The sequence below is a fragment of the Gemmatimonas sp. UBA7669 genome (assembly GCF_002483225.1).
In the GTDB taxonomy this organism is placed as follows: Bacteria; Gemmatimonadota; Gemmatimonadetes; order Gemmatimonadales; family Gemmatimonadaceae; genus Gemmatimonas.
On sequence record NZ_DLHL01000056.1, the window covers coordinates 40,656 to 56,871 of the forward strand.

Consider the following 16,216-nt stretch of genomic DNA (forward strand, 5'->3'; position numbering starts at 1 on the left):
CCTTGTCCGCTGCATCCATGAGCACACATACGTTCGGCCTTGAAACCTTCGGGGACGTGACCCGCGATTCCGCGGGACAGTCCCTGCCCCATGCGCGCGTCATTCGTGACGTCGTCGAAGAAGCGGTCCTCGCGGAAGAATCCGGCGTGGATCATTTCGGCATCGGCGAACATCATCGCGCCGATTTTGCCGTCAGCAGTCCTGAGATGGTGCTGGCCACCATCGCCGGACGCACGTCGCGCATCACGCTCGGCTCCGCCGTCACCGTGCTCAGCTCCGATGATCCGGTGCGCGTGTTCCAGCGTTTCTCCACGCTCAATGCCACCTCGAACGGGCGCGCGGAAGTCGTGCTCGGACGCGGTTCGTTCACCGAGTCCTTCCCGCTCTTCGGATTTCCGCTCGATCAGTACGAAACGCTGTTCGAGGAGCGGCTCGAGTTGTACGCCGCCATTCTCGAGAGTGATCGCAGCATGATGCCCGTGAGCTGGCAGGGCAGCACGCGGGCACCCGTCGACAGGCAGCGCGTGTTTCCCAGCACGGAAACCGGTTCACTCACCACCTGGATTGGTGTGGGCGGCAGTCCGCAGTCGGTGGTACGCGCCGCCACCTACGGCTTTCCGCTGATGCTGGCCATCATTGGCGGTGATCCGCGGCGCTTTGCGCCGTTCGTGCGTCTGTATCGGCAAACCCTCGCCCAACTCGGCAAGGCCACATTGCCCATCGGCATTCACTCGCATGGCTGCATCGCGGAAACCGATCGCGAAGCGCAGGACGCGCTCTGGCCGGCGTGGCGCGAGATGCGCGATCGCATTGGCCGCGAGCGTGGCTGGCCGCCAACCAGTGAGCGGGAGTTCCAGCACGAGATCGAAGCGGGCTCACTGTATGTTGGCGCGCCCGACACCGTCGCACGTCGCATTGCCGACACCTTGCTGGCCATGGGTGTGCAGCGCTTCGACATGAAATACAGCGCCGGCCCTCTCTCGCATGCGCACATGCGGCGCAGCATTGCGCTGTATGGCACCGAGGTCATCCCTCGGGTGCGTGCACACCTCGCGGCAGCGCAGCAGGTCGAGGATGCCGGCTTGCCACACGTGGCCCCGCGCGCGGCGAATGGCGGCGTGGCCTTGCCGCTCGTTGGCTAACGGGACGCGGACAGCGTCGCCAGCAATTCTTCGACTGCAGCCCGGCCAGCACGGTTGGCGCCGATCGTGCTGGCCGACGGGCCGTAGCCAACCAGATGAATGCGATGGTCCCGCTCAACACGTGTGGCCAATCGCCCACCCATGACAATGCCGCCACCGGGTTCGCGGATATCCAGCGCATCCAGGTGATCGAGCGCCGAGCGAAAGCCGGTGCACCAGAGAATCACGTCGGCGTCGAGTGTTTGGCCGTCGTCCCACGCCACGCCCGTTGGCGTGATGCGTGTGAACATGGGGCGCCGTGCCAGTACACCCTGCGCGCGCATGCGCTCAACCGCCGGTGTGACTGGCAATCCCGTCACCGACACCACCGAACGTGGCGGCAATCCGGCGCGCACCCGTTCGTCCACCAGCTTCACGGCTTTGCTGCCGGCCACATCGTCAAAGGGTCCCTCGCGAAACTCCGGCTCACGCCGCGTGATCCAGGTGGTGCGCGTCACCTGGGAGATTTCGTCGAGGAGCTGCAGCGCCGAAATGCCGGCGCCAACAATGATGACATGCTGATGGCGAAACGCCTCCGCCGTCTCGTAGTCGCGTGTGTGCAGCGTAAGGCCGGCAAAATCCGCAGCGCCGGGAATGACCGGAATGTGCGGCCGCGTCCACGTCCCGGTCGCGTTCACCACGCCGCGCGTGGACACCTCACCACGATCGGTGGTGAGCAAGAAGCCGGTGTCGTGGCGCTCCACGCGCGACACGACCAGGGGCCGATATACCGGCAGGGCAAAGCGGCGTTCGTATTCCGCAAAGTACCGCGGCACCGCATCGCGGGCGCGCACCTGCTCGGTGTCGGACCGCAACCCGAGGGCGTCCTGAAACGCCAGGCCGGGCAAGTCGTGCAAGCGATTGATGGTGCTCAGGGTCAGCGAAGGCCAGCGATGCTGCCAGGCCCCGCCGGCCGCGGCTTCCTGGTCGAACACAAGGTACTGGCGCACCGGCGCGAGCCCCCGCTGCGCCAGATGCCAGGCCACGGACAGCCCGGCCTGCCCGGCGCCGATGACCACGATGTCCGTACGGAGGCGGGGGCCGATGGCCATGCGGGGCGAGCGCGATGAGGCAGACCGTGGAAACGACAAACCCCTCCGCCACGATGTGTGGAGAGGGGCTGCCCTGAAGAGAGCTCACGACCGGGATCGAACCGGTGACCTCATCCTTACCAAGGATGTGCTCTGCCGACTGAGCTACGTGAGCGACCTGCACCGGACCCCAAAAGGGCCAGACGGAGAGGATAATCGATCAGGCCGACCCATTCAAGGCGGAAGCGCCGCCGTGCCATCGGCATCCTGCTGCCGGGCGCGCTTGTCCGCGTACATGGCTTCGTCGGCCAGGCGATGCAGGGTGGCCATGGACGCCGGGTACTCCGGCAACCAGGTGGCAGATCCCACACTGGCCACCAGCGCGTAGGCGCGGTCGGGCGCGGCGTTGCGCTGAGCCAGCGCGGCCTCGAGACGCGCGCGAAACGCGGCCACGTTGCGTTCGCCCGTGCCGGTGAGCAGCACGGCAAACTCGTCGCCACCCAGCCGGCCAACGAGATCGGAATCCCGCGCCAGATCGCGCAACACCTCGGCCATCTCGGTGAGGGCCGCGTCGCCGGTCTCGTGCCCCAAGGTGTCGTTGATGACCTTGAAGGCATCGAGATCGAGAACGAGCAGTGTGAACGCGCTGAAGCTCCGCTGCGCCAGCGCGAGATGCTGGCGACAAGCTTCGGCAAAGCCACGGCGATTCAGCAGATTGGTGAGCGGGTCGTGCAGCGCGAGGCGCTGCAACTGCTCCTGTGCTTCGGCCAGCTCACGAACCACGCTCCGCAGCTCGATTTCCGCCGTCGCGGCGCGCGCGAGATCCTCGAGGATCTCCACCACCTCGGGCGACCAGTGCACCGGGACCGAGTTCACCGCGCATACGGCGCCCAGACACTCTCCGGTACTCGTGCGCAACGGTACGCCGGCGTAGGCCGCAACGTCCAACTCCGTATGGCCACGGTTTGCCCGCAGATGTGGCTCGACGGACACGTCATCCACGATGAGCGGCGCATTCTGCCCGGCCACATACTGACAGAAAGAGTAGCTGAGCGGCGTGCTGCGCTGCGCCGCCGCCCAGTTGTCCATGCCATACATGCCGGGGAATCGCTGCGCATCGGTGTCCACGAGGGTCACGAGCGCGGTGGGCACCCCCAGCACGCGCGCCGTCAGCCGGGCGAGGCGGTCCAACACCTCATTCTGTGTGCCCGGGTCGAGCAGACCAGAGGCCCGCAATGCGGCAAGCCGCGCTGGGCTGGCCAGGCGCTGCTGCAGCTCGTCGGGATCCATGCCCGGAAAGGGTCCGGTGGAGAAAGTAGTGATCACACCGGGAAGTATCGGCACCAGGAGGTGCGAGTGGAACGCGCGTCCATTGTTCGTACACCGCAAAGGGCAGGCCCTGAAACACACACGGCCACCCCCGTGACGGAGGTGGCCGTGGTCGCTGCCTGACGATGTCATTCAGAGCGGGAGACGGGGCTCGAACCCGCGACATCAAGCTTGGAAGGCTTGCGCTCTACCAGCTGAGCTACTCCCGCGTACCCTACCCGGTCACGGGGACCGGTCCTGCACCTGCAAGTGGTGGGGGAAGGATTCGAACCTTCGAAGGCTTGCGCCGTCAGATTTACAGTCTGATCTCGTTGGCCACTTGAGTACCCCACCGTTGCTGCGCCGGCATCGCGCCTCGGCCTGCCGAGCCGCGGCGTGCCGAACAACGGCCTGCCTGGCGAAAGCTGACGAGGGGGCTCGAACCCCTGACCTGCTGATTACAAATCAGCTGCTCTACCAACTGAGCTACGTCAGCAGAAAGGACCCGAACCCGCCGGAGTCACCAAGCATAACGGCTCGGTGGGCTCCGCGGTAGTCACCCGAAGCAGCCCTTCCTCATCCGCCGTTCAGCCCTTCCGCCATCGTGTGCCGCCCGGGCCATCCTCGATGAGAATGCCGCGCGCCGTCAGCTCCACCCGGACCGCGTCGGCGGCAGCAAAGTCCCGCCGCTCACGCGCCGCACGCCGCGCCGCCAGCCGCTCATCCACCCAGGCCGCCAGTTCCGCGTCCGTCTCCTGTTCGGGCACGAGGTCAAGCACGCCGTCCATGAGCCGGAAGGCCGCGCGGGCCCGCTCGAGTGCCGCCACATCATCGCCGCCGGCATCGAGCTCGCGATTGGCCTCGGTGATGAAGGTGAAAAGCGCGGCCATGGCCTCAGGCGCGTTCAGATCGTCGAACAGGGCCTCGAGAAACGCCTGCTCCGCACGGGTAGCGGCATCGGCCAGCGCCGGCGTGCCACCTGTTGCCTCGGCAAGACGACGCGCGAAGGCGCCCACACGATTGACGGCCGCGCGCGACTGTTCGAGCGACTCTTCACCCAGGTTGAGCTGCTTGCGGTAGTGCGCGCTGAACACGAAGTGACGATAGGCCGTGCCACTGATGCCCTGCTCGCGCATGCCGACCACGTTGGTGACGTTGCCCACACGTTTGGCCATCTTGGCGCCGTCGGTCAGCAGGAACTCACCGTGGCACCAGCAGCGAGCAAACTGCTGCCCGGTTGCGGCTTCGCTCTGCGCGATTTCGTCTTCGTGATGCGGAAAGATCAGATCGATACCGCCTGCATGCAGGTCGAAGGTCTCGCCTAGATACTTCATGGCCATGGCCGAGCACTCGAGGTGCCAGCCGGGTCGCCCGCGGCCCCAGGGTGAATCCCAGGCGGCGCCCGTGGCCTCGTCCTCGGGCTTGGCAGCCTTCCACAGCGCGAAGTCCTGCGCGTTTTCCTTGGCGTAGTCATCCTGCGCCACACGCGCCCCGCTCTTGAGCTCGCGCTTCTCGAGCTGCGAGAGCTTGCCGTAGTCGGGGAAGCGATCGATGGCGAAATACACCGAACCGTCTTCGGCGATGTACGCCACATCGTTGGCCACCAGACGCTCGACCAGCGCAATCATCTCGGGGATGTGCTCGGTGGCCTTCGGATAGCGCTCGGCGTCTTCAATGCGCAGGTAGCGACGATCCTGATGAAACAGCGCCGTGAACGGCTCCGTGACTTCGAGGATGTGCTGCCCCTCAGCCGCCGCCTTGCGGATGATCTTGTCATCCACGTCGGTGAGGTTCATGACCTGCTCCACCTGCCAACCGGCGAGGCGGAACGTGCGCCGCAGCAGATCCTCGAAGAGGAAGGTGCGAAAGTTGCCCAGGTGCGCCGGGTTGTAGACGGTGGGTCCACACGTGTACATGCGCACCGTATGACCATCGGCGGGCGCGAACGGCTCAACGCGGCGCGTGAGCGTGTTGTACAGGCGGAACTCGGGCATGGGATGCAGGCGGACAAGGGGAACGACGGCGCGACGCACCGACCCTCCGGCTCAGGGCATCGGGTACGACGCCGGAGGCATGGTGAAGTGTAAGGTGTCCACCCGGCCATGGTGAAGCCGCAGCGCTCGCAATCCGCTGTCCCGATTCTGCGGGATCATGTCGGGCGCCGGCTCGCGTATGCGCGCGACCCGTGCTGGTTCCATGCTCGCGTCACCGTCCGTTGGCGGGGCACACAAGGGCACTCCGCCTCCATTGGCCGGTGCAAGGACCACCACCGCTCCGCCGTCCTGTCGTGTGGACTCGGCCCATTGGCGCCAGGCCCGTCGTTCGCTGGACGACGCCGCACCGCTTCGCGAGGCACGCAGCAGGTGCACCGTAGGGGTCACCGTAGGCGTTGCTGTGTGTGCCACGGTGGCCCGGCCCCCCGCTGAATCCAACGGGGCAGGTGCCTGGAGCCAACCGGCACGGATTTCGTCGGCCAGTACCGCGCGAATGCTGGTCCGCCTGAGGCGAACGCCGGGCGCCGCGTGCCGCACCCCGCGCCACCAGCGGGTTTGCGTCAATCGCGGTTCGCCCTCGAGTGCCGCCAGCAGCACCCGAGCCCCCGCCGGATCGGAGTGATACACGAACACGCAGTTGCCCGGGCTCACGCGGAGATCCACGCGGTCGAGCAGCCGCACCATCACATGACAGGACGGATGCACGGCGGGCGCGAGGCCGGCCTGCCATTCGGCCGTGACGTCCTGCAGCGCCAGCAGGGGCTGGAAACGAAGTCGGGAGCACATGTCCGATGCTAGGACATGCGCTCCCGACGTGTTGCACCATTTGCTTGCGCGTTGTGCTTTACGAACGCGGGTTGATCTGGCCCAGCTGTTCGATTTCGGCGATGAGATCTGCCTCACTCGTCTTCTGCTGCTCGGTGCTGGCGGGCAACTGCGCCGGCGCTTCGGCCGCCGGGGCCGGCGTCTCGGCGGGCGCGGCACCGGCCGCGAGTTGCCGAGATGCGGCTGGCGCACCCGCCGACAGCACACCCATGCGCTGCTTGAGCGCCATGAGCTGCATGTCCGCACTGGCCCCACCACCGGCACGCTCGAGCTGCTTGAACTCGCTGGCCAGACGATCGCCGCTGAACTCCTCGTCGATTTCCTGCGCCGCCTGCAACTGCCGCTCGTTGGTGGTGATCTTCTCTTCCATGCGGGCAAAGGCCTCGAAGGCCGAATTCTCCGAGAGGCCCGACATGGTCTGCGAAATGCGCGCCTGCGCCTCCGCGCGACGCTGCCGCGCGAGCAGCAGGTTCTTCTTGCGCTTGGCCTCTTCGATCTTGTCGTTGAGGTCACGCAGCGACTGCTTGAGCTTCTCGGTTTCGATCTTGTGCGCTTCCCACGTGGTGGCCAGCGCCTGTCCGTGCTCGAGATGCTCCTGCCCGCGCATGAGCGCCTGCTTGGCGAGGTCGTCGCGGCCTTCCTGCACGGCCAGCATGGCGCGCTTCTCCCAGTCGTCGGCGAGCTTGAACTCGGCGTCGGCCTGGTCCTTGAGTCGCTTCTCGTCGGCAATGGCGGCGGCCACCTGCTGTTTGGCCTTGGCCAGCTGGTTGCGCATGTCGACGATGATCTGATTGAGCATCTTCTCGGGGTTTTCTGCCGAGGAGATGAGGTCATTCAGGTTCGACTTGATGAGCGTCGAGAGACGGTCGAAGATTCCCATGGATCAGCGGGCCTCGCGGAAGGCGGCAAGCTCACGCAGGTGTGTCGTGAGCGACAGGGTCATGCTTTCGAACGACGCGAGGAACTCTTCGAAGTCCAGATGCGCAAGTTCGAGGGCCTCGGTGAGCACGACAGCTTCGCCGTCGAGACCGTAGGCACCGTGGAGCAGATCGGTGGCGTTGAGCTCGAGCAGGCGCTTGCTGAGCGCGGCCGCTTCAGACGCATCGGTGGGCAGCGGCATGACCTTCACGCGCAGCAGCACCACCGGCGGATTGTGCGTGACCACTACATCAAAATCGAGTGCACCGCCGGGTTTGACCACCCATAAACCGGGCTCCACTTCTTCGTGGGTGGCGCCATCGGCGTTCAGGCGGTCGAGAAAGGCTTCAATGTCTTCGCGCGTGACCATGTACGGTTCCCTGTGGGTTGCGGATGCGGAGCCCTACGGGAGGCAGCGGTGGATCGTTTCGACACACCGCGTGGAATGTAGCCTCAGGGGCAGCGACCGGAATACAGCGGGGCGCCCTTGCCCTCATTGGTGAACAGCAGGCGACCGTCGGGCAGCCAGCCAATGGCCTCGGCGTTGCGCTCACGGACCGGAAGGGCGCAGCGGGCGTAGCGCAGCCCCGGACGCCCGGTCTGCGGGTGGATACCGAAGACCTGGATGGCGCCGTAGGTCAGGACGGCCAGGCGACGGCTGCCGTCTGCCCGCAGTGGTGACACGGCGGCGTCGGTAATCCAATCCCGCGAGTCACCCTTCTGCGGCACGATGGGCAGCGAATCCACCAGTTCCGCAACGGTGGGGCCCGTGGTATTGCCCGCCCACACGGAAGCGGGCAGACGATGTACACGCGCGGGTCGCGCCATACCGGCGGCACCGCGCGCCGGCCGCTTGGAGATGAGCCACACCGAGGTGTCCGCTGCGACGTAGATGGCCTCGATGTCCTGCGGGCCATCGGCCAGACGAAAGACGAGCCGTGTGGCGGTGGCGCTGTTCACATCGCGGACACGGGGCTCAGCGACCCGCCAGAGCGTCACCACAGACCGCTTCGCACCATTGTCGCCTACATCCGCAATGTACAGGCAACGGCCTTCGAGACAGGGCCCCGCGGCAATGGCCTCCCAGTCGGTGTTGGTGGCGCCCCGCACACGTACTCGGCCCAGTACCCGACCGGTGCTGTCCACAGCGTACAGTCGCGCTTCGTTGCCACTGTCGTTGTGCGTCCAGAACAGCGCGCTGTCCCCCGAGACGGGTGCCATGCCACTGGACTCCTTTACCTCGACATCATCGAAGCGCCCCATGCGCGTCACCTCACGCAGCCAGACCGACTCGTCGCCGTCGCGCACGGTTTCGCGCTTGTCGTCCGCGCGCGCGCGGCACGCGGTGAGCAGCGGGACGGACCACAGGGCCAAACCCGCCAACATCGCGCGGCATGCCCGGCCCGCTCCCGAGTGCAGACGATGGTGGTGACCGGTCATCCACCCGATCGCTTGAGTTCGTACAGACGCTCACGGGCGAGACGACGTCCCGTGGGGGTCGCCGCCAGTCCACCACCTGCCGTCTCGCGATACCGCACATCCATGCTGGCGCCGATTTCGCCCATGGTGTCGATGACTTCGTCGGCCGGAATGGCAAACTCGATACCAGCCATGGCCATCTCGATGGCCGCCAGCGCAATGGCCGCGCCGGTGGCATTGCGGAACACGCAGGGCAACTCCACCAGGCCACCCAACGGATCGCACACGAGTCCCAGGGTGCCCTGCTGCGCCAAGGCGGTGGCGTGTCCCACCTGACGCGGCGTCCCACCAAGCATTTCCACCGCCGCACCAGCTGCCATGCCGGCCGCCGCGCCCGTCTCAGCCTGACATCCACCCTCAGCACCCGACAACGACGCGCGCTCGGCCACCACGGCGCCGATGAGTCCCGCCGTGGCCAGCGCATCGATGACACGCTCGTCGTCGATGCCACGTGCCGCCGCGAGTCCCGTGAGTACGGCCGGCAGTACACCCGCACCTCCAGCGGTCGGTGCGGCCACGATCACACCCATGGCCGCATTGACCTCCTGCACTGCCAGCGCGCGCGCGAGCACATCGCGGAATGGCGTACCGGCCAATGGGCCGGCGGGACCCGTGCGCAGCTTGGCCGCATCACCGCCCACCAGCTCCGATGCTGAACGCAGATCGCCGACCAGTCCGCGATCCACGGCTTCACGCATGACCACGAGCGCGCGCCGCAAGGCATCGCGAATCTCCGACACGGGGCGACCCTGGTCCTGCGCCTCTGCGGCGAGTGCCACCGCCGAGATGGTCGTCCCCTGTGCCTCGGCGTCGCGAATGGCTTCTGCCAGACTCTTGTACATCAGGCACTCACCTTGTCGAGACGGAAGGCCCAGGTCACCCAGGGCAGCGCGCGAATGGCATCGCGCACGGATTCATCGGGCTGATCATCCACCTCGATGACCATGAAGGCATCACCGCCGCGTGCCTTTCGTGACAACTTGAGTGTGGCAATGTTGCAGTTCGCGTCGGCCAGCAGGCCCGCAATGCGTGCCACCGAGCCCTTCACGTCGTTGGCCACGAGCACGATGGTGTGCAGGTTGCCCGACACTTCCACGGGGTAGCCGTCAATGTCGGTGACCAGCACGCGGCCGGCGCCGAGCGAGGCACCCGTCATCTGTGACTTGCGGCCGCCGCGTTCGAGCGTGATGCGTACGGTGTTGGGATGTGCGTCGTCGCCCAGCGAGGTCTTCTCGAACTGATAGTCGAGTCCTTCGCGATCCATGATTTCGAGTGCGGTGCGCAGGCGCTCGTCATCGGGACGAAAACCCATGAGTCCACCGACGATTGCCTTGTCGGTTCCATGCCCCTCACCCGTGCGCGCGAAGCTGCCATGCAACTCGATACGCGCACGTTCGGGGGTGCCGCCAACGAGGCAGCGCGCCAGCAGGCCGAGGCGGCAGGCCCCGGCCGTGTGACTGGAACTCGGCCCCACCATGACGGGGCCAATGATGTCGAGGAGGGAGACCACAGAGCGCGGGGGTGAGGGGTACAGGGTGGTCCCTGAAGCCTACCCCCGCGGGGCTCAGCGGAGCAATGGCTTGAGGTACTGTCCCGTGTGGCTTTCCCGCACTTTCACCACCTGCTCCGGCGTGCCCTGCGCGACAATGGTGCCGCCACGCACACCGCCCTCGGGACCCATGTCCACGATCCAGTCCGCCGTCTTGATGACATCGAGGTTGTGCTCGATGACAAGAACGGTGTTGCCTCGATCGACGAGTTTGTGCAGGACGTCGAGCAAGACGCGCACGTCCTCGAAGTGCAGACCGGTGGTGGGCTCATCGAGGATGTACAGCGTGCGCCCCGTGTCGCGCTTGGACAACTCGGTGGCGAGCTTGACGCGCTGCGCCTCACCCCCCGACAGCGTGGTGGCACTCTGGCCGAGGTGGATGTAGCCGAGGCCCACGTCGCGCAGGGTTTCGAGCTTCTGCACGATGCGCGGCTGATTCTCGAACACCCCGCAGGCGTCCTCCACCGTGAGATCGAGCACCTCGGCGATGCTCAAACCACGGAAGCGCACTTCGAGCGTTTCGCGATTGAACCGCTTGCCCTTGCATACATCGCAGGGCACAAACACGTCGGGCAGGAAGTGCATCTCGATCTTCACGAGCCCGTCGCCCTGACAGGCTTCGCAGCGTCCGCCCTTCACGTTGAACGAGAAGCGCCCCGGTCCGTAGCCGCGGATTTTGGCTTCGGGCAGTTCGGCAAACAACTCGCGCACCGGCGTGAAGATGCCCGTATAGGTGGCGGGATTGGAGCGCGGCGTGCGCCCAATGGGACTCTGGTCGATATCGATGATCTTGTCGAGATGATCGAGTCCGGTGATGCGCGAATGCGCACCCGGAATGACGCGCGCGCGGAAGAAATGTCGTGACAGTGACTTCTGCAGAATGTCGGTGATGAGCGTGGACTTGCCGCTCCCCGACACACCGGTGACGGCCACAAAGAGCCCGAGCGGGAACTCGGCCGTGACGTCCTTGAGATTGTGTTCGCGCGCGCCGTGCACCGTGAGCACGCGGTCCGCATTGCGTGCGCGACGCTTGGCCGGCACCTCAATGCGCCGTGCCCCGCTCAGGTAGCCACCCGTGATGGACGCGGGGTTGGCGAGGATGTCCTCGATGGTGCCCTCGGCAATGACGGCCCCGCCATGCTTGCCGGCTCCGGGCCCGAGGTCGATGACGTGGTCCGCCTCGCGAATGGTTTCTTCGTCGTGCTCCACCACGATGACCGTGTTGCCCAGATCGCGCAGTTGCTTGAGCGTGGTGAGCAGTCGGCCGTTGTCGCGCTGATGCAGCCCGATGCTGGGCTCGTCGAGGATGTACAGCACGCCCACGAGCCGCGAACCGATCTGCGTGGCCAGGCGAATGCGCTGGGCTTCGCCCCCCGACAGCGACTCCGCGCTGCGATTGAGCGTGAGGTAGTCGAGCCCCACGTCCACGAGAAAGCGCAGACGCTCGCGCACTTCCTTCAGAATGGGACCGGCAATGCCGGGATCGAGTCCCGGATGTCCCGGGCGACGCACCGGCACGCTGTCGAAGAACGTGAGCGCCTCACCCACGCTGCGTTCCACCACGGCGCCAAGGTTTTCGCCGTGCACGGTGACGGCGAGCGACTCGGGACGCAGTCGCCGGCCTTCGCAGGACGGGCACGGTGCGGCCACCATGTACTGTTCGAGTTCGAGCCTCACGGCATCCGAACTGGTTTCGTCGTAGCGCCGCTGCACATGCGTAACGATGCCTTCCCAGGTGCCTTCCGTGGACTTGGCGCTCTTGGACGCGGTCTTGACCGCCTTGCGTACGCCGCGACGCGCGCCCGGGGCCACGCCGACTACGCCATGCAGCAGCTGCTGCCGCACGCTGGCGGTGAGTTTGCCCCAGGGGCTGTTGAGATCGAACCCGATCTGCTTGGCGAGGCCAGGCAGAATGACTTTGCGCAGATAGCCGTCCGGCTCACCCCAGGGCAGTACCACGCCCTCGAGGATGGAGATGGACGGATCACCGAGCACGAGGTCTTCACTCACGCTGCGCGTGGTGCCCAGACCACTGCAGGTCTCGCAGGCGCCAAACGGCGAATTGAACGAGAAGTGTCGTGGCTCGAGCTCCGGCATGGAGATGCCGCAGTTGGGGCAGCCATATCGCTCCGAGAACATTTCGGTCGTGGGCGTGGCACCATCGTAGCGCAGCACTTCCACCAGGCCTTCGGCCAAACGCAGCGCCGTTTCCACCGAGTCGGTGATGCGTCCACGGTCTTCCGTGCGCACGACCAGACGATCGACCACCACCGAGATGGAGTGATTGAGTCGCTTGTTCAGCTTGGGCGGATCCGCGAGTTCAATGAGCTCGCCATCCACCACGGCGCGCACGAAGCCCTGCTTGCGTGCGTTCTCGAAAAGCTCGCGGAATTCGCCCTTGCGCTCCTGCACCAGCGGCGCGCGAATCTCGAGGCGGGTGCCGTCGGGCCAGGCCAGCACCTGCTCGGCAATCTGCGCGGGGCTCTGCCGCTGCACCGCGCGCCCGCAATTGGGGCAATGCGGCGTGCCGGCGCGCGCATACAGCAGACGCAGATAGTCGTAGATCTCGGTGACCGTGCCCACCGTGGAGCGCGGATTGTGGCCTGCGGTTTTCTGCTCGATGGAGATGGCCGGCGAGAGTCCCTCGATGGAGTCGACATCGGGCTTCTCCATGAGCCCGAGAAATTGCCGCGCGTACGCCGACAGCGACTCCACATAGCGACGCTGCCCTTCGGCGTAAATCGTGTCGAAGGCCAGCGAGGACTTGCCCGAACCCGAGAGCCCCGTCACCACCGTGAGCTTGTCGCGCGGAATGGTGACGCTGATGTTGCGCAGATTGTGTTCGCGGGCGCCACGAACCCGCAGCGTATCGGCATCAGCGGCGTGCTGGTCGGATGACGCGACGGGTGATGCGGGGGCCGGCCGGCGGGCGGCGCTCGCCGACTCTCGGGATATCTTCGGTTTGGCCATAAGCATAGGAAGCTGCGGCGTCCGGGCGGACCAGACAACCCCGCGCGGTCACATTCCAGCGTTCTTTCGGAGGTCGGGTATGTCTCAGTTGTCCCACCAGCCCGTGGTGGTCCTCACCACTCTGCCAACCACCCACGATGCCGAGGCGTTCCTGACGTCTCTGCTCGCCGAGCGCCTCATTGCCTGCGGGACCGTGGGGCAGGCGGTTCGCTCCGTTTATCGCTGGGAGGGGCAGGTTGAACGCGCAGAGGAGCTGCCGGTGACACTCAAGACCACACGGGACCGCCTGGAGGCGTTGGAGACCGCCGTGCGCGCCCAACACCCGTATCAGGTGCCGGAGTGGCTGGTGCTTTCTGTGGAGCAGGCCTCCAGCGCCTACGGGCAGTGGATCGTCGACGGGACCCGGCCCGACTGAACACGGGCCTTTGCCATAGGCATCACGGTCCTGTCCCGGTCCGTTTCAGTGCCGGGACGCGTGGTGGCGGAGCTGCGGGTTGGGTCGTCCCGCGGGTATGATCGAGATCCAGTCGCTCTCCAAGCGCTACGGCACCTTCACCGCCGTGCGCTCCCTCGACCTCGTGGTCCCGGCCGGCGAACTGTTCGGCTTCCTCGGTCCCAATGGGGCCGGCAAGACCACCTCCATGCGCATGATCGCGGGCATTCTGCAGCCGACGGCCGGGCAGATACGCATAGCCGGCCACGATCTGCTGCGCGACCCGCTGAAGGCCAAGCGTGCGCTGGGCTTCATTCCCGATCGCCCGTTCATCTACGAGAAACTCACGGGCCTCGAGTTCCTGCGCTTCAGCGCCGGGCTCTATGGGGAAACGGGCCCCGAGGTGGACAAGCGTGGCCAGGAATTGCTGGCCCTGTTCGACCTTGAGCCGTGGCGTGATGAGCTGGTGGAGAGCTACAGCCATGGCATGCGGCAGAAGCTCATCATTGCGAGCGCCTTTGTGCATCGGCCGCAGGTGATCGTTGTGGACGAACCGATGGTGGGGCTCGATCCCAAGTCGTCGCGCATCCTCAAGGATCTCTTTCGCGAATACACCCGCCGTGGGCACACGGTGATGATGAGCACGCACACGCTCGAAGTGGCCGAAGGCATGTGCGATCGCATCGGCATCATGCAGCGCGGCGAACTGGTGGCCTGCGGCACGATGGACGAGCTGCGCGCGACTTCCGGACGCGACGATGCCCTCGAGGACATCTTCCTCCGCCTTACGGGCGACCGCGTGGCACGCGAGCTGGTCGAGGTGCTCGATGCCTGAGCCGGTTGGCGTGGGCGCGCTGGATCTGCTGCGCCCCAAGTGGCAGATGGCGCGGCATCGCTTGCGCACGCACGAACAGGGTGACATCCGGCGTACACTGGTGGTGGGCGCCCTCGGCCTCGGCTTCTGGAGCGTGGCCTTCTTCGTGTCGCTGCGCCTGCTCCGCTATTTCCGCAGCGCCGAAGACATCGGCACCCTGCTGGCCGCGAAGTTGCTGGCGCTCATTCTGCTGTCGTTCGTTTCCATTCTGCTGCTGTCCAACACCATTGGCGCCCTGTCGAGCTTCTTTCTGGCTCGCGATCTGGATCAACTGGCGGCTTCGCCCGTCACACCGGGTGCGCTCTACCGCGCGAGACTGGCCGAAACCGCGCTGCACTCGAGCTGGATGGTCGTGCTTCTGCTGGTGCCTGTCATTTCCGCGTATGGCGTCGCGTATGGCGGCGGTGTGGGCTTCGTGCCGTTTGCCCTGGCCGTCATGCTGCCCTACCTGCTCATTCCGGCTGCACTTGGGTCAGCGTTCACCCTGCTGCTGGTGAACGTGTTTCCGGCGCGACGCACCCGCGACCTGCTCAGCGTCATCACGGCGCTGGCCGTGGCGGGGCTGGTTCTCGTTTTCCGCGCCGCGCGGCCCGAGCAGCTCGCGCGCCCCGAAGGCTTTGCCAATTTCATGCAGTTCGTCGCCGCGCTCGACACACCGTCATCGCCGTGGATGCCGAGCGAGTGGGCGGCCACGGGCATTGTGCGGTTCCTGAATGGCAAGGCGGCCTGGCAGCCATTGCTGCAGCTGTGGGGCGTGGCGCTGGCGTTGGTCGCGGCTGGTCACCTGGCCTATTCGCGAGGCTGGCGCCGGGCGTACAGCATGGCGCAGGAAGGCGCCAACCGGCAGCGCCATCAGAAGCCGGCGCGCGGTTGGTTTGATCGCGCCCTGCTGCTGCTTGGACCAGTGCGCCGTGAACTGGTGCTCAAGGAACTGCGTGTGTTCTCACGCGACAGCACCCAGTGGTCGCAGCTGGTGCTATTGGCCGTGTTGCTGGTGGTGTACGTGGCCAACGTCCGCTATTTGCCGCTCAACGGACCGGGTGTGTCCACCCTGCTGCGCAACATCGTGCCATTTCTCAATCTCGCGCTGGCGGGCTTCGTATTGGCCAGCATTGCCGCGCGCTTCGTGTTTCCCAGCGTGAGTCTCGAAGGGCGAGCGCTGTGGCTGCTGCGTTCGAGTCCACTGCCCATGCGCGATCTGCTCTGGGCCAAGTTCTGGGTGGGCGCCGTGCCGTTGTTCACACTCGCGCTGGTCCTGGTGGGTGCCACCAACATGCTGCTCGGCGTCATGCCGTTTGTGCACATGGTGTCCCTGCTGGCCATTGCCGCCCTGGTGTTTCCGCTCACCGCCATGGCGCTTGGCTTTGGCACCTTCTATCCGCGCTTCGACAGTGAGAACGCGGCGCAGATTCCGACGTCCTTTGGCGGCCTGCTGTTCATGCTCTCGTCGGTGGGTGTCATTGGCCTCGTGGCCTACCTCGCGGGACGTCCGGCGGCCCGCTGGGTGGTGGCCTCGCACTACGGCTGGGACAAGTCTGCCCTCGATCTCCTCTGGCCCTTTGCGGTGGCGCTCACCATCTGCGTGACACTCACCGTGCTGCCACTGAGTCTGGCTCGGCAGCGTCTGGAGCAACTCGAGCGGGCCTGACGCGGC

The 16,216-nt window shown here is 66.1% G+C and carries 14 protein-coding genes and 4 tRNA genes; 4 read left to right on the top strand and 14 right to left on the bottom strand.

The features are described from left to right. Positions 1-17: 17 nt before the first annotated feature. The gene (locus B2747_RS17815; RefSeq protein WP_291164134.1) at positions 18-1,142 is read left to right on the top strand and encodes an LLM class flavin-dependent oxidoreductase; all 1,125 of its coding nucleotides are present in this window, start codon (positions 18-20) and stop codon (positions 1,140-1,142) included. Here the strand turns inward: B2747_RS17815 and B2747_RS17820 are convergent. From B2747_RS17820 to uvrA, 14 genes are all read right to left on the bottom strand, one after another. Next, positions 1,139-2,233, bottom strand: coding sequence for an NAD(P)-binding domain-containing protein (locus B2747_RS17820; RefSeq protein ID WP_291164137.1), 1,095 nt, complete (start codon positions 2,231-2,233; stop codon positions 1,139-1,141). The two genes, B2747_RS17815 and B2747_RS17820, sit on opposite strands and share 4 nt — an antisense overlap. A gap of 81 nt (positions 2,234-2,314) precedes the next feature. Continuing rightward, a tRNA-Thr gene (locus tag B2747_RS17825) sits at positions 2,315-2,387 on the bottom strand. A gap of 59 nt (positions 2,388-2,446) precedes the next feature. Continuing rightward, entirely contained in the window at positions 2,447-3,538 is a 1,092-nt protein-coding gene (locus B2747_RS17830; RefSeq protein ID WP_291164141.1) for a GGDEF domain-containing protein, read from the bottom strand. Between the two features lie 139 nt (positions 3,539-3,677). Further along, positions 3,678-3,750: transfer RNA gene (locus B2747_RS17835), tRNA-Gly, on the bottom strand. A 41-nt stretch (positions 3,751-3,791) separates the two neighbouring features. Further along, positions 3,792-3,874, bottom strand: a tRNA-Tyr gene (locus B2747_RS17840). A gap of 69 nt (positions 3,875-3,943) precedes the next feature. Continuing rightward, a tRNA-Thr gene (locus B2747_RS17845) sits at positions 3,944-4,016 on the bottom strand. A gap of 91 nt (positions 4,017-4,107) precedes the next feature. Further along, the gene (gene cysS, locus B2747_RS17850; RefSeq protein ID WP_291164143.1) at positions 4,108-5,553 is read right to left on the bottom strand and encodes a cysteine--tRNA ligase; all 1,446 of its coding nucleotides are present in this window, start codon (positions 5,551-5,553) and stop codon (positions 4,108-4,110) included. A 12-nt stretch (positions 5,554-5,565) separates the two neighbouring features. Beyond that, positions 5,566-6,300, bottom strand: a complete 735-nt coding sequence (locus B2747_RS17855; protein WP_291164145.1) for a hypothetical protein — start codon at positions 6,298-6,300, stop codon at positions 5,566-5,568. A 58-nt stretch (positions 6,301-6,358) separates the two neighbouring features. Next, positions 6,359-7,219, bottom strand: a complete 861-nt coding sequence (locus tag B2747_RS17860) for a PspA/IM30 family protein (protein WP_291164147.1) — start codon at positions 7,217-7,219, stop codon at positions 6,359-6,361. A gap of 3 nt (positions 7,220-7,222) precedes the next feature. Then, positions 7,223-7,627, bottom strand: coding sequence for a YbjN domain-containing protein (locus tag B2747_RS17865; protein ID WP_291164149.1), 405 nt, complete (start codon positions 7,625-7,627; stop codon positions 7,223-7,225). Positions 7,628-7,710: 83 nt separating this feature from the next. Further along, entirely contained in the window at positions 7,711-8,631 is a 921-nt protein-coding gene (locus tag B2747_RS17870) for a hypothetical protein (protein ID WP_291164151.1), read from the bottom strand. Between the two features lie 62 nt (positions 8,632-8,693). Further along, positions 8,694-9,578 carry an L-serine ammonia-lyase, iron-sulfur-dependent, subunit alpha gene (gene sdaAA / locus B2747_RS17875; RefSeq protein ID WP_291164154.1) on the bottom strand — a complete coding sequence of 295 codons (885 nt, stop codon included), beginning with the start codon at positions 9,576-9,578 and terminating at the stop codon, positions 8,694-8,696. Further along, positions 9,578-10,246 carry an L-serine ammonia-lyase, iron-sulfur-dependent subunit beta gene (sdaAB, locus tag B2747_RS17880; protein ID WP_291164157.1) on the bottom strand — a complete coding sequence of 223 codons (669 nt, stop codon included), beginning with the start codon at positions 10,244-10,246 and terminating at the stop codon, positions 9,578-9,580. The genes sdaAA and sdaAB overlap by 1 nt, the downstream gene beginning before the upstream one ends. A 54-nt stretch (positions 10,247-10,300) precedes the next feature. Continuing rightward, positions 10,301-13,255, bottom strand: coding sequence for an excinuclease ABC subunit UvrA (gene uvrA / locus B2747_RS17885; protein ID WP_291164160.1), 2,955 nt, complete (start codon positions 13,253-13,255; stop codon positions 10,301-10,303). A 79-nt stretch (positions 13,256-13,334) separates the two neighbouring features. On the opposite strand from uvrA, the gene cutA reads away from it, so the two are divergent. The 3 genes from cutA to B2747_RS17900 all read left to right on the top strand — a co-directional run bounded on the left by cutA (position 13,335) and on the right by B2747_RS17900 (position 16,210). After that, positions 13,335-13,670, top strand: a complete 336-nt coding sequence (gene cutA / locus B2747_RS17890) for a divalent-cation tolerance protein CutA (protein WP_291164163.1) — start codon at positions 13,335-13,337, stop codon at positions 13,668-13,670. Between the two features lie 97 nt (positions 13,671-13,767). Continuing rightward, positions 13,768-14,523 (top strand): ABC transporter ATP-binding protein, encoded by a 756-nt coding sequence (locus B2747_RS17895; RefSeq protein WP_291164166.1) that lies wholly within the window; start codon positions 13,768-13,770, stop codon positions 14,521-14,523. Continuing rightward, the gene (locus B2747_RS17900) at positions 14,516-16,210 is read left to right on the top strand and encodes a putative ABC transporter permease subunit (RefSeq protein WP_291164169.1); all 1,695 of its coding nucleotides are present in this window, start codon (positions 14,516-14,518) and stop codon (positions 16,208-16,210) included. The genes B2747_RS17895 and B2747_RS17900 overlap by 8 nt, the downstream gene beginning before the upstream one ends. The last annotated feature ends 6 nt before the right edge of the window (positions 16,211-16,216 follow it).

What these genes read in the sequence shown, in the direction of transcription:
- B2747_RS17820 (WP_291164137.1), bottom strand. Translation starts at nt 2,233, where the DNA reads ATGGCCATCGGCCCCCGCCTCCGTACGGACATCGTGGTCATCGGCGCC.
- uvrA (WP_291164160.1), bottom strand. Translation starts at nt 13,255, where the DNA reads ATGGCCAAACCGAAGATATCCCGAGAGTCGGCGAGCGCCGCCCGCCGG.
- sdaAA (WP_291164154.1), bottom strand. Translation starts at nt 9,578, where the DNA reads ATGTACAAGAGTCTGGCAGAAGCCATTCGCGACGCCGAGGCACAGGGG.
- B2747_RS17860 (WP_291164147.1), bottom strand. Translation starts at nt 7,219, where the DNA reads ATGGGAATCTTCGACCGTCTCTCGACGCTCATCAAGTCGAACCTGAAT.
- B2747_RS17815 (WP_291164134.1), top strand. Translation starts at nt 18, where the DNA reads ATGAGCACACATACGTTCGGCCTTGAAACCTTCGGGGACGTGACCCGC.
- B2747_RS17865 (WP_291164149.1), bottom strand. Translation starts at nt 7,627, where the DNA reads ATGGTCACGCGCGAAGACATTGAAGCCTTTCTCGACCGCCTGAACGCC.
- B2747_RS17855 (WP_291164145.1), bottom strand. Translation starts at nt 6,300, where the DNA reads ATGTGCTCCCGACTTCGTTTCCAGCCCCTGCTGGCGCTGCAGGACGTC.
- B2747_RS17900 (WP_291164169.1), top strand. Translation starts at nt 14,516, where the DNA reads ATGCCTGAGCCGGTTGGCGTGGGCGCGCTGGATCTGCTGCGCCCCAAG.
- cutA (WP_291164163.1), top strand. Translation starts at nt 13,335, where the DNA reads ATGTCTCAGTTGTCCCACCAGCCCGTGGTGGTCCTCACCACTCTGCCA.
- B2747_RS17895 (WP_291164166.1), top strand. Translation starts at nt 13,768, where the DNA reads ATGATCGAGATCCAGTCGCTCTCCAAGCGCTACGGCACCTTCACCGCC.